The sequence below is a fragment of the Actinoallomurus sp. NPDC050550 genome, from assembly GCF_040655075.1.
GTDB lineage: Bacteria > Actinomycetota > Actinomycetes > Streptosporangiales > Streptosporangiaceae > Actinoallomurus.
On the sequence record NZ_JBFAJC010000079.1, the window covers coordinates 1 to 12,305 of the forward strand.

Consider the following 12,305-nt stretch of genomic DNA (forward strand, 5'->3'; position numbering starts at 1 on the left):
TTCACCGGACGCGCCGCGGAACTGCGGGCAGTGACCAGAAGTCTGGACAGTGGTGCGGCATCCGCGAGAGTGACCGTTGTCACGGGTTCGCCAGGAGTAGGGAAGACGACCCTGGCACTACACGCCGGTCCGGCGGGGAGCTGGGCCCAGCCCGGCGGCGGCCAGGATCCGGCGGATCGTGCCGTCGCCGATCCGATATCCAAGGCCGATGAGTTCTCCCTGAATACGCCCGTGGCCCCACCGGGGATTCTCCAGCGCCAGCCGAACCACCAGATCGCGGATGTCCTCGGCGATTCGCGGGCGGCCGGTCCTGGCCGGGTAGGTCCAGCGCCTCCTGACCAGACGCCGGTGCCAGGACAGGACCGTGCCCGGCGTCACGATGCGATGACCGCGCAGCAAGGCGGGCATCGCCCTGATCAGCGCTGCAAGCATCGCCCGGTCGGGCCAGTCCGGTCTCGGCCGGGACACCTGACGCCGCAGCACGGAGACCTCATGCCGAAGCACGAGGATCTCCAGATCCTTGGACGCATCGCTCCGAGCCGGCAGCACCAGCCAACCGACCACGCGAATGAAGATCAGATACAGGCGTCAGGGGAACACGAGCGCCGAGGGTAAACGACCAGATCAACTACCCTCTACGACTTCTGGCACCGCACACGTCCCATCAACCACCTCCGAGATCGCGCTCGAAAGCAGCCTGGCCTGCACCCGGCTAAAGATCAATTACACGAACAACGATCTTGGATGTGGCACTAGGTGCGCAATGCCGCTACGGCGTCCTGGCCGCAGGCGGCGGCGGCCTTCTCGGCGTACTGCGGGGTGGCGGCCACGCGCTGGCTGAACGGACTGTTCGGGGTCGCCACATGGCTGCCGGTGTACTCGCAGAGGATCTCAGAGTTCTGGAACCGGATCATCAGCTTGGCGATGCCGTTCGTACCGTCCTTGTTGACCTCGTCGACGACGTACGCCTCGTCGCCGATCCCGCTGACGGCGTGCTTCCCGACGATGCGGGCGAAGTCGGTGTCGGCCTTCAGGAAGCCCTGCATGGACGAGGCCAGGTAGCCGTGCGCGGTCTTCTCGACGGTGGCCGCCTTGGTTCCGGGCGGCGCCAGGTACACATCGACTGACACCATGAAGTCGCCCTGGTCCCCGGCCGCCGAGAAGCCCCAGCCGGTGCAGCCGCCCTGCCGGTGAATGATCGGCCCGGACTGGAAGGAGGTGCCCTCGATGCACCGGGTCCCGGTGGTGTAGGCAGAGAGGGTGGCGGGCCGCAGCATCCCGCTGGCCGACCCGACGTGGGTGATCAGGGCGGGCGCGGCGCTCCCGCCCCCGGTCGCCAGCCAGACGCCGACGCCGATCAGCACGCTGTGCGCCACGGCCGCCGCGCCCCCGGCCGCCCAGCCGAGGTGGCGGGGCTCCTCGGCCGGTTTGGCGTACCAGGGCTTGGCCGCTATTTGAGTGTCCACAACTGGATCCCTCCGTCGGTGCCGCTGTAGCGCGGGGCGGCTAGCGTGCGCCCGTCCGGGCTGATGGCCACCGGGTAGTTGCTGTCGGGGAACGTACGGGTGATCTGGTGGGTGGCCAGGTTCCACATCCGCACCGTGGCCGAGCCGGGCGCCACGTTGGCGCTGACCAGCGCCGTGCCGTCGGGGGTGAAGGCCATCGAGTAGACCATCCCGGCGCCGGTGAACTGGGCCTCGTGGCCGAGCGTCGCCGTGATCCGGCCGGTGGCCGTCTCGACGAGCTGGATGTTGCCGTCGATGCCGCCGACGGCGACCATACGGCTGTCGGGGCTGACGGCCAGCGCGTTCGCCCGGCTCCCGATGAGCGTGTGCAGCGTACGGCCGGAGGCGGCGTCCAGCAGTAGTGTGTCGTTGTTGTTCGACGCCACGAGCGTGCGGCCGTCCGGCGTGTAGGCGAGCACGCCCACGTGGTCGTTTCGGATGACCACGCGGTAGGTGGCGGTGATCCGGCCGGTGGCCGGGTCGGCGATCTGGATCTTGCCGGGGTCGCCGGCGGCGATGGCCAGGGTGCGGCCGTTGGGGGAGAACGCTATGGCGACGACGTTCTGCGGGAACCCTGTGATGGCACCGGTGGGGCTGCCGGTGTCGGCGTTGTAGAGCCGGACGGCCTTCTCCTCCGCGCGGGCCAGCAGCTTCAGGTTGGGGCTGAGCAGCGTCGCCTGCTCGTACTTGGGGATCGTCAGGTGCAGTACGTTCGTGCTCTTGCGGCTGGGCAGGGCAAAGTGCCAGACGGCACCGTCGTCGGCGGCCGAGACGAAGGCGGTCCCGGTGGCGTCGAACCGCATGGCGCGCGGGGAGCGCGGCCCGGCCAGCAGTGGCTGCCCGCTCGAATCCGACGGGCTGGGGCTGGCGGCGGACGCGGCCTGCTGTTTGTCGCCGGGGAGCAGGAGCAGTCCCGGCACGCTCAGCACGACGGCCATCCCGGCCGCTCCGGCGGCGCCCATCAGCAGCGCCCGGCGCGGGACGCCCTGTCTCGCCGGGGCGGCGCGCAGCATGGCCAGCGCCTGCTCGGCCGTGGGCCGGGCGGCCGGATCCTTGACCAGGCACGCCTGCGCGACCGGCCGCAGCCCTGGCGGGACCCGGTCGAGGACCGGCGCCTCGGTCAGCACCCGGTGCACGATGGCCGGGACGGTCGCCGCGTCGAAGGGTGACCGGCCGGTGGCCGCGTGGACCAGCACGCAGCCGAGCGCGAACACGTCGCAGGGCGGACCTGACGGGTCGCCGTGCACCTGCTCGGGCGCCATGAACGCGAACGTGCCGACGGGGGTGCTCTCGGCCGTGAGCGGGTCGGTGCCCTCGGCGCGGGCGACGCCGAAGTCGATGATGCGGGGACCGTCGTCGGCCATGATGATGTTGCCGGGCTTGAGGTCGCGGTGGACCAGGCCGCGAGCGTGGATAGCCGCCAGGCCCTCGGCCAGCCCGGCGCCGAGCGTCCGCACGACCGACGCGTGCAGCGGCCCGAGTTCGGCCACGACCTGGCTCAGCGGCGGCCCGTCCACGAACGCCGTCGCCAGCCAGGGCAGCTCGGCGTCGGTGTCGGCGTCCACCACCTGGGCGGTGTGGAAGCCGCCGACGGCCCTGGCCGCCTCCACCTCCCGCGCGAAGCGGGCCCGGAACTCCACGTCGGCCGCGTACTCGGGCAGGATCACCTTCACGGCGACCCGGCGCCCGGCCGGGGAGACGCCCGCGTAAACCTGGCCCATGCCCCCGCCGCCGAGCCGGCCGATCAGGCGGTACGGGCCGAGCTGGACGGGGTCGTCGGCGAGCAGCGCGTCCAATGACCGTCCTCCTTAACGTGATACCAAAAGTACAATCATGTTTGTTCGTAAGACCGCACGGGGCGGGCCGCCACCACGTCCCAGAGCGTCACCGTGCCGTTGACCAGCGTGGCCAGGGTGGTGCCGGCCGGGGCGAACGCCAGCGGCGGCCGGGCGCCGGGCAGCGTGGCGACCAGGGCCCGGGTGGCGGCGTTCCAGATCCGGACGCCGCCGTGCTCCCCGCCGCTGGCCAGCCGCTTGCCGCCGGGCGCGTACGCGACGTGGACGCCCTGCGTGGTCTGGTCGTCAAGGCTGGCCGTGAGGCTGGTGGGAGACAGGTCCCAGAGCCGGGTGCCGTTGCCCCCGATGGCCAACGTCAGCCCGTCGGGAGAGTAGGCGACCGAGTCGATGAAGTTGGCCTCGTTGTGGGTGGCCTGGACCTCGCCGCCGCGCGCGTCCGCGATCCGTACGGTGTTGCCGTCGGCACTGCCGATGGCCACGTGCAGGCTGTCCGGGTCGAAGGTCAGCGCGCCGACGGCGTCTGACTTGCCGGGGAGCGAGGCCGAGGCCGAGCCGGTGCTGAGATCCCAGAACTGGACGTCGTGGTTCTCCCCGCTGGTGGCCAGGCGAGTGCCGTCCGGACTGAGCGCCGCGACCGAGAAGCTCTCGTTCGGGCCGTTGAGGGTGGCCGTCAGTCTCCCGGTGGCCGTGTCCCACAGCTTGACGGCGCTGTGCTCGGCCCGCACGAGGGTCCGGGCGTCGGCGCCGAGAGTGAGCGCGGACCCGTCGGCCGACGTGCCCAGGCGTACGGTCCGCACGGGACCGCCCTGCACCGGGCAGCGCCACACGGTCGTCAGCCCGTCCCCGCCGACGACCACCAGCGTGCGCCCGTCCGGCGTGAACCCGAGCGCCACCACCCCGTTCGGCGCCGCCATACCTCGGCCCGAGCCCGCCCGCAGCAGGGCCGCCGCGCCGCCGACGCCCGCGACGGCCGCCAGCCCCACCCCGCCTGCCAGCAGCGCACGGCGGGGCACGCCGCGCTTTCCTTCCGGCACATAGGGCACGGCGTACGACGGCAGCGTGTTCTGCTCGTCCGGCCGGTGCGGTGCGACGACCGTGGGGTATCGCTGGTCCGTCGTCAGCGTGGCGATCAGGTCGGGCAGCGTCGGTCGCCGCGCCGGGTCCTTGGCCAGGCAGTGCTGGAGCACGTCCCGCAGCCCGGCCGGGACCCCGTCCAGGCGTGGCGGCTCGTACACGATGCGGCGCACGATGGACGGGATGGTGGTGTCGTCGAAGGGCCCGTGGCCGGTGGCCGCGAAGGCCAGCACGGAGCCGAGGGCGAAGACGTCACTGGCCGGTCCGGCCCGGTCGGCCCGGACCTGCTCGGGTGACATGAACGAGTAGGTCCCGAGGACGACGCCGGACGAGGTGAGCGCGGTGCTCTCGACGTCGCGGACGATGCCGAAGTCGATGATGCGGGCCCCGTCGGCCGCCATGATGATGTTGCCGGGCTTGAGGTCGCGGTGGACCAGCCCAGAGGCGTGGATGGCCGCCAGGCCCTCGGCGAGCTCGGCGGCGAGCCGCCGGACCGCCGCGGGATCCAGTGGCCCCCGGTCGAGCACCAGGTCCCGCAGCGACGGCCCTTCCACATAGGCGGTGACCAGCCAGGGCGGGTTTGCCTCGGGGTCGGCGGCCACCAGCTGGGCTGTGTGGAACCCACCCACCCGCCGGGCCGCCTCCACCTCCCGCGCGAACCGTGCCCGGAACTGCCGGTCGCCCGCGTGCTCGGGCCGGATGAGCTTGACGGCCACGCGCCGCCCGCCCGGCGACCGCCCGAGGAACACCTCACCCATGCCGCCGGCCCCCAGCCGTCCCTCCAGCCGGAACCCCCCCACCTCCCGGGGATCACCGTCCCGCAGCCCCTCCATCCACGCCCACCTCGTCCTCGCCGTACTCAACCGCCCCGATCATGCCAGAAGAACATCTTCATCTGTTTGTGACACCGCCATGACTCTGCTCCCATGGCCCGGACATCAGCCCACCGACCGAGACCGGCCTTATCCGCGCAACAGGCCTTCAGCTGGTACTGGTCGCGTCGTGACACAAGCCCCTGCGCGAGTTCTCGACGGCCGATACACGCCGCTCGGGACGATTGCGCGGGCCTACCGTGAACTGGAGCAAGCGGGGCTGATCGAGGGCTGTGGCCGCCGCGGAACCTTCGTCCGCGTGATGGCAGACGCCGACCGGGCGGAAAAGGCCCATCGGGCCCTCTCCACCGCCGCCGACCACCTCGCCGCCTGCCCGGCGACTCGGCTTATATTCGGTCACGTGGCCTAAGCTGTGCCGACCAGTACGCACCTTGGTACCCGCCACCCACGGACCGCAGGGCGTCGGGTGTTGAGTGATGGATCAGCCGTCTTCTTCCTCGGCGTTCTGGTCAACGGGCTGGCTGTACGCGGCGAGCCGGCTAAAGGTGTCAGGATCGGGGAGGCCGAGGGCGGACCTGGGGTTTCCCCCCGACACCTCGGTGATGCCACCGGTTCTCGATGACGGTCGCCCTGCCATCGTGGGGCACCGCGGGCGCGGTCTCCGGGGCTCCATCGGGGGGCGATGGTTGCTCGCTGGTTGCTCGGATGCCACGAAACAGCCCGTCAGCAAGCGGCACCAGCCAGCACGTGAACCGGTCGAGGCGCGGACGAACCGGCATAGACCGGCAGTGAGAGCACTGATCTGGCACGAGAGCAGCGGACTCTTAATCCGCGGGTTCGGGGTTCAAGTCCCTGACGGCGCACCCGTCCTGACCTGGGCGTTCTCGGTTTCACTGGGAACGCCCAGTGTCTATTTTGGGACAGTTTGGCGACCATGGCTGCTCCGTGGTTGCTCGCATGCCTGATCTTGGCACATCCGCCCGGCACCGCCGGAACGCTGCGCGCCACCACCTGCGACCCAGCCAGCTAACTGGCAGGGAGATGAATACGTCGTCCGAAGCCGGCAGACGACCAACCGACGCGTCCCCGCCCCTACATAACCAACACCCCTACCCCTGTGCGGCTGCGGCCAAGATCCGGCGGATCACGCAGTCCCCAGCCCGATGACCGAGACCGAGCAGTTCACCCCGAATCCGCCGATGCCCCCATCGCGGATTCTCGCCAACTGGACCACCAACTCCCGCAACTCGTCCGGAACCGGCGGACGTCCGACCGTGTTCGGGTAAGTCCAGCGCTTGGTGACCAGCCGGCGGTGCCAGGTCAACAAGCTGCCTGGTGTGACGATGCGATGGAGGCGAAGCCGCTTGGGCAGCAGCCGCGCCAGCGCGGCCGGCAGCGCCCGGTCGGCCCAGTCCGCTCTCGGCCGGGCGACCTGACGGCGGAGCACGGCGACCTCGTGTCGCAGCACCAGGATCTCCACCTCCGTGGATGCATCGCTTCGCGTGAGGAGGTCCAACCAGCCGAACAACCGGACCATCAGCAGATACAAGAGGCGACAGCGGCGACGCAGGCCGGCGCAGTGGGCCAGTACTCCTTGGCGGTGATCCAGGCGGTACTGATCCTCGGCGTCGAGGGAGCACGCCAACTGACTGAGGCGCGGAACCTGCGGGCCCGGTGACAGAAAGAAGAAATACCACCGGTCGCCATGCGCCTGTCAGCCACTACGCTGCGGCGGTGACGCCGTCTTCGTTCCATGGAACGCCGTGGCGGGGATCAGCCGAACCCGGCGGCGCTACCAATGGTCGCTCGTGGTGGACCTTACTCCGGGCACGACGCGACACCTGGCGTCGAGGGCTCGTTAGCGTGGGACACGAAGGCCTCCTGTTGGCGGAGCGGTTACTAGGCAGTTCCACTCCACAACCGGAGGCCTTCGCCAATCACGCACATTCAGACTGTGTCGTCACACGGCCTCAACCAACCTGCCTGGGCAGTACACCTAGCACGGGAAGGGCCCGCCAGCGCATCGACGCGTGTGCTGTATCAAGAACACGATGCCGTACTTCACCAACTACGCATCATCTCCCGTAGCGAAACCGCCGGCGATTGAGCCCATCGGACCTTGTGAGACGCGGACGTACCTGGCAGGCCCCCAAGCGCCGTCGCCGTGGTTCGAGGCCGGCATGTACCGACCGGGCGTGGAGTACCGAAGACCGGGAACAACTGGCGGCCACCAGTGACATCTGCCGCGCCGTTTCGCCGTTTGCGCCGTGGCAGCGCAAGCGTTAGGACTTCAGCGGTACCGCGCACTGAACCAACCTGGCCATCGGCGAGCTGCGCCGGCTCGTTCTCCTCACCGGTTCCAAGACGTTCGGATGCGCGGGCCGGTCCACGAGTGCGGTCCAGCCATGAACACGCTCTGTAGGTAGCAAGAGCCGTAGCGGAAAGTGCGGTTGCCAACAAGCTCGACGTTCCGGGCCCGGCAGGCGGGAAAGCGGTCCAGACGGCAGGATCATGGTGATGCAGGGTCTGAATATCGACGCGGCCCAGCCTTGAATGACCGTGACCGTTGAAATCCCCTCGTGGCTCGGTGCCCTGATCGTTCCCTAACGCCCACCTGACCGGTCGGCTCTAGCCTCCTCCAAACCCGGCTTGAGGTGAGTAGATGCCAGCACAGGTGGAGACGGTCGGACTGCGGATCGCGCAGCTACGTCAAGCGCACAGGATGACGCAGGAGGCTTTGGGCGACCGGAATTGCACCGCAGCCGATGTGGCCCGGTTCGAGTCTGGTCAGGCCGAGCCGTCCGAGGGTCTCCTGCGCGGGTTCGCTGTCCGGCTCGGGTGTCCTCTTTCTTATCTGAGGAGAGTTCGCGTAGGGAGCGGGCCCGGCCTGGTCCGATCAGGGACGGCAGGGTGTCTCGAAGCACTGAGGCAGGGCGTATCGGGGCGGGGGCGATCGAGTAGATGAGGATCGGGACCTGTCCCGGTGTCAGGATCGGGTGGAGTCTGGCTTGGCCGAAGGCGCAGGGCATGGCTACCAGTCCGCCTGTTGCGTCGAAGTCGAGGGTGTCGGGGCCTGGGATGATCAGTTTCCCGTCTTTCCAGGCCAGTCCGTCGTGGAGGCCGGCGAGTGCGGCCGCCGGGCCTTGGGCCAGGAGGGTGGCGGCGCGCCCGCCGAGGTCGGCGTGGAGTTGCCGGGAGATTTGCGCCCAGTCGTCGGCCAGGCATGCGTCATAGAGCTTGCGCAGCGCGTCCACGGTGCCGTTGAGGTCGGGAAATGCCGCTTCCAGGGCCTGGAGTTCGGTGTCGAAGCCGGGCTCGGTGTATCCATAGCCCGCCAGGGGCGGTGCCAGGAACGCCGGTGGGGCTGAGGGGTCGGCATTGATGCGCGCGACGAGATCGTCGGCGGACGCAGGGACGTTGCGACGCGCTGTGTGCCACCAGGCGCGACGGAGGGAGGAGCCACGGCTGCACGCCGAATCGTGGACGCCGTGCACGAGATGGCCCAGTGGTGAGAGCGCGAACCTGGTCTGGGCCAGGTCCACGGCGGGATAGCTGATCGTCGTCACATCACGCCCCCGAAGACGCATCAGAAACGATCTCCAGCGTAGAAGGCGCAAGGGGAACGCGATCAAGGTCTGGCCGGATCAGGCCATTGGACCAAGCCGACGACGGGGGGACCGCAGGTGATCGTTTAACTCGAGGGCTTAAACGATCGCGCCTGCCTTGGCCGCTGCGCATAATGGCGACGCGTATCGGATCGAGAAGAATTGAGGGCGAGGAGGTTCACTATCAGGTCCGTTGTAGTCGCAGACGGCGAACCATCGACACGGCGAACCCACCGCCCCGATGATCTTCTCCCAAGAAGGAGCCACACAAGAACGGAGACGGGTGCGGCTCCTTCGGAGGGACCTCCTCATCTGCGCGGACATGCGGTCTCGCCGTTGGCGCCGGATCGTTTGTTCTTTCACCGTCGACAACACGACGGTATTCGGAAAAATCGAGTTCGATGAAAGGAGCATCATGAAGAAACATGTCTCGCGCGTTCTGGTCGCACTGGGTGTGGCCGGAGCTTCGGTCTCCGCCATGGCCGGCACCGCCCATGCGAACTCTACCGGCGGCTGTCGCTACGACTACGCGGCGGTGGGCTACGGCTATAACCTCATGCCTTGCGTGGGCTACGCCGCCGCCGCGAACACCGTGAGCGCCGCCGTTAAGGTCAAGATCGACCCCAACTCCACCGACGTCTACGTCTGTGGGGAGCTCATTCCCACCAACGGGAATATCAGCGCAAGTGTCGGCCCCGTCCACTGCGACTACGCCGGCACAAGCCCGAACCACACCACATACGCCACCAAGGCCTACGCGAATGACTCGTATCCGTTCCGTTTCATTGGTGGTGATTGGGTCTACGACTCCTGGATCGTGGACAATGGCCATCGTTACGGCGACGTCCAGAGCCCGCCGATCTTCTTGCCCTACTAGTACTACATAGCTAGATCTGAATGATCTGGAGGCGCAGGTGCCGCCTGAAGTGGCATCTGCGCGTTTCGGCTTGGTGGCCGCGGCGGAGGTTGGACCAATAGAGCCCCAGCTCAATGGTGTGATCGTCTTTGCCGATCAGGTTGAACAGGTTGTCCCTGCCGAAAACTACATCCGTGCAGGTGAGAGGTGTGATCGTCGGTGCCAGCACACACGGCCTGACGGCTCAGCTGATCGCATCAGAAGTGGGCGTGGGGACGCCGTCGCCCCGGCATGATGGTTGGCCGTGTTGCTGCGACTGGCGTACTTGACGGTGACGAACACGTTCGCGGTCTTGCGTCTTCTTCCGATGGACGACCGGGACAAGGACGCCGAGATCCTCACCTTGCGGCATCAGATCGCGGTGCTGGAGCGCCAGCTGGGTGGCACGAGGGTGCGGTTCACCGCGCCGGACCGAGCGTTCCTGGCGGCGCTGCTGCACCGTCTGACACCCGAGGCGCTGCGCCAGGTGCGGCTGCTGGTACGCCCTGACACCGTGCTCTGCTGGCACCGCGACCTCGTCCGGCGCCGGCACGCTGCCCGGTCAAAGCCGAAGCGACCTGGCCGGCCACCGACGGTGCGTTCCATCCGGGCGCTGGTGTTGCGCCTGGTCCGGGAGAATCCCCAGTGGGGCTATCGGCGGGTGCACGGCGAGCTGCTCGTGCTCGGGGTGAAGGTCGCGGCCTCCACCGTCTGGGACATCCTCCAAGACGCCGGGATCGAGCCCGCACCCGAACGCGCCGCCGGCACATGGGCCGCCTTCCTTCGGTCCCAGGCCGACGCGCTGCTGGCGTGTGACTTCCTGGAGACCGTCACCCTGACCGGGGCGCGCATGTACGTCTTGGCGATGATCGAGCACCGCACCCGCCGGATCCGCATCCTGGGTGCGACCGCCCATCCGACCGCCTCGTGGGTGACGCAAGCCGTCAGGAACCTGGTCATGGACCTGGAAGACGCCGGGTGCCGGGCACGGTGGATGATCCGGGACCTCGACAGCAAGTACCCCGGGCTGTTCGACGCCGTCCTGGCCGACACGGGCATCAAGATCGTGCTCACGGGAGTCCGGATGCCACGCATGAACGCGATCATGGAACGGTGGGTGCTGACCTGCCGCCGTGAGCTCCTGGACCGGGCCCTGATCTGGAACCAGCGCCACTTGCTCCAGGCGCTGCGCGAGTTCGAGACCTTCTATAACCACCATCGTCCTCACCAGGGCATCGACAACGCCCGCCCGTGCACTCCGCTGCCCCCTCCGATCACAGACCCCGACCAGATCATCCGGCTGGACGTACGAAGACGCCAACGCCTCGGCGGAATCCTCAACGAGTACGAAAATGCGGCATGACCTGCACGGACGGGGTTTTCGGCAGGGACAGGGTGTATGACGTCGAACTCGCCGCGGCCGGGCAGGCCGGCGACTCAGGCGGCATCCCATGAGCACCACATCGAGCGCCAGAGGCGGGGACGCCGGATCGGCGCAGACGCGCCTCGTCTTCTCCGCGGCGGCGCTGCTGCTCCTGCCCGTCCTGTTCGGTGCCGCCTTACTCGGACACCACGACGGCGCCCAAGCGGCCTGCGGGCAGCAGGCCGTGCCCCAGCCCAGCGTTGCACCCGACGCCACCAGCGACATCCCACCGACTTACCTCGCTCTCTACAAAGCCGCCGGGCGACGCTACGGAGTGCCGTGGAACGTGCTCGCCGCCATCGGCAGCACCGAATCCGACCACGGCCGCGACCACAGCCCCGGAGTTCGCTCCGGCGCGAACCAGGCCGGGGCGGCCGGGCCCATGCAGATCGGCATCGGCGGCCAGGCAGGCAACAACTGGGGCGGCGCCCCTATCCACCCCGCGAGCGAGCACACCGGTGGCGTCGGCATCGACGGCAACGGGGATCGACGAGTCGACGTTTACGACCCCGCCGACGCGATCCCCGGCGCGGCACGGTTCCTGCTCGCCCACGGCGCACCCGCCCACCTGACCCACGCGGTATTCACCTACAACCCCGACCGCCAATACGTCCGCCACGTCATGACCCAAGCCGCCCATTACGGCCCCGGAACCGCCCCGGCAGCCACGGACACCGGGACGGACCCGCAGGCATGCCCGGGGGACGTCGACGCGTACGCTGACGCGCCCGGCGGCATGGCCGGGGCGGTCATCGCCTACGCCCGGGCGCAGATCGGCAAACCCTACGTCTACGGCGGCACCGGCCCCGACTGATTCGACTGCTCCGGGCTGGCGATGATGGCCTACCGCGCCGCGCACCTCACCATCCCCCGCCTATCCGACGCCCAATACTGGTTCGGCAAACACATCCCGGCCGGAACCGAACAGCCCGGCGACCTGGTGTTCTTCGACTACAAACCCGGCCACACCGGCCCCGGCCACGTCGGCATCGTCTCCAACCCCGCCACCGGCATGATGATCGTCGCACCCCACACCGGCGCGAACGTGCGGCTGCAGTCGTACAAGGCTTACCCCGGTGGCGCGGCCGGGTTCACCCGGCCCGGAGCCCGTGCGGCGATGTCGGTTCCACGTTTGCGTGGGAAATTCCATGGGAGCATGAGCAATGGATGAGCA

Annotated in this window: 10 protein-coding genes and 1 pseudogene; 6 read left to right on the forward strand and 5 right to left on the reverse strand. The window is 68.9% G+C overall.

Annotated elements, in window-relative coordinates; all coding sequences use genetic code 11:
- Window positions 1-117 precede the first annotated feature (117 nt).
- From AB0I04_RS50600 to AB0I04_RS50620, 5 genes are all read right to left on the reverse strand, one after another.
- Entirely contained in the window at window positions 118-564 is a 447-nt protein-coding gene (locus AB0I04_RS50600; RefSeq protein WP_360902548.1) for a hypothetical protein, read from the reverse strand.
- Window positions 565-752: 188 nt separating this feature from the next.
- On the reverse strand, window positions 753-1,466 hold the full coding sequence (locus tag AB0I04_RS50605; protein ID WP_360902551.1) for a hypothetical protein: 714 nt from the start codon (window positions 1,464-1,466) through the stop codon (window positions 753-755).
- Entirely contained in the window at window positions 1,451-3,301 is a 1,851-nt protein-coding gene (locus AB0I04_RS50610) for a serine/threonine-protein kinase (RefSeq protein WP_360902554.1), read from the reverse strand. The genes AB0I04_RS50605 and AB0I04_RS50610 overlap by 16 nt, the downstream gene beginning before the upstream one ends.
- 35 nt (window positions 3,302-3,336) lie before the next feature.
- Window positions 3,337-5,208, reverse strand: coding sequence for a serine/threonine-protein kinase (locus AB0I04_RS50615; protein WP_360902557.1), 1,872 nt, complete (start codon window positions 5,206-5,208; stop codon window positions 3,337-3,339).
- A 1,144-nt stretch (window positions 5,209-6,352) separates the two neighbouring features.
- The gene (locus AB0I04_RS50620) at window positions 6,353-6,676 is read right to left on the reverse strand and encodes a hypothetical protein (protein WP_360902560.1); all 324 of its coding nucleotides are present in this window, start codon (window positions 6,674-6,676) and stop codon (window positions 6,353-6,355) included.
- A 1,194-nt stretch (window positions 6,677-7,870) separates the two neighbouring features.
- On the opposite strand from AB0I04_RS50620, the gene AB0I04_RS50625 reads away from it, so the two are divergent.
- The 6 genes and pseudogenes from AB0I04_RS50625 to AB0I04_RS50650 form a co-directional block, all read left to right on the forward strand.
- Window positions 7,871-8,173, forward strand: coding sequence for a helix-turn-helix transcriptional regulator (locus AB0I04_RS50625; RefSeq protein ID WP_360902563.1), 303 nt, complete (start codon window positions 7,871-7,873; stop codon window positions 8,171-8,173).
- A 43-nt stretch (window positions 8,174-8,216) separates the two neighbouring features.
- Window positions 8,217-8,576, forward strand: coding sequence for a hypothetical protein (locus AB0I04_RS50630; protein WP_360902566.1), 360 nt, complete (start codon window positions 8,217-8,219; stop codon window positions 8,574-8,576).
- Window positions 8,577-9,228: 652 nt separating this feature from the next.
- A complete protein-coding gene (locus AB0I04_RS50635) occupies window positions 9,229-9,690 on the forward strand; it encodes a hypothetical protein (RefSeq protein ID WP_360902569.1) in 462 nt (153 codons plus the stop codon).
- Between the two features lie 283 nt (window positions 9,691-9,973).
- On the forward strand, window positions 9,974-11,071 hold the full coding sequence (locus tag AB0I04_RS50640) for an integrase core domain-containing protein (protein ID WP_360902572.1): 1,098 nt from the start codon (window positions 9,974-9,976) through the stop codon (window positions 11,069-11,071).
- A gap of 88 nt (window positions 11,072-11,159) precedes the next feature.
- Window positions 11,160-11,945, forward strand: a complete 786-nt coding sequence (locus AB0I04_RS50645; protein WP_360902575.1) for a hypothetical protein — start codon at window positions 11,160-11,162, stop codon at window positions 11,943-11,945.
- A gap of 12 nt (window positions 11,946-11,957) precedes the next feature.
- Window positions 11,958-12,302 (forward strand): annotated as a pseudogene (locus AB0I04_RS50650) (NlpC/P60 family protein); the annotation flags it as partial.
- Between the last annotated feature and the right edge of the window lie 3 nt (window positions 12,303-12,305).

Excerpts from the sequence above, each read along its gene's own strand:
- AB0I04_RS50615 (WP_360902557.1), bottom strand. The coding sequence starts at position 5,208 with ATGGAGGGGCTGCGGGACGGTGATCCCCGGGAGGTGGGGGGGTTCCGG.
- AB0I04_RS50625 (WP_360902563.1), top strand. The coding sequence starts at position 7,871 with ATGCCAGCACAGGTGGAGACGGTCGGACTGCGGATCGCGCAGCTACGT.
- AB0I04_RS50635 (WP_360902569.1), top strand. The coding sequence starts at position 9,229 with ATGAAGAAACATGTCTCGCGCGTTCTGGTCGCACTGGGTGTGGCCGGA.
- AB0I04_RS50645 (WP_360902575.1), top strand. The coding sequence starts at position 11,160 with ATGAGCACCACATCGAGCGCCAGAGGCGGGGACGCCGGATCGGCGCAG.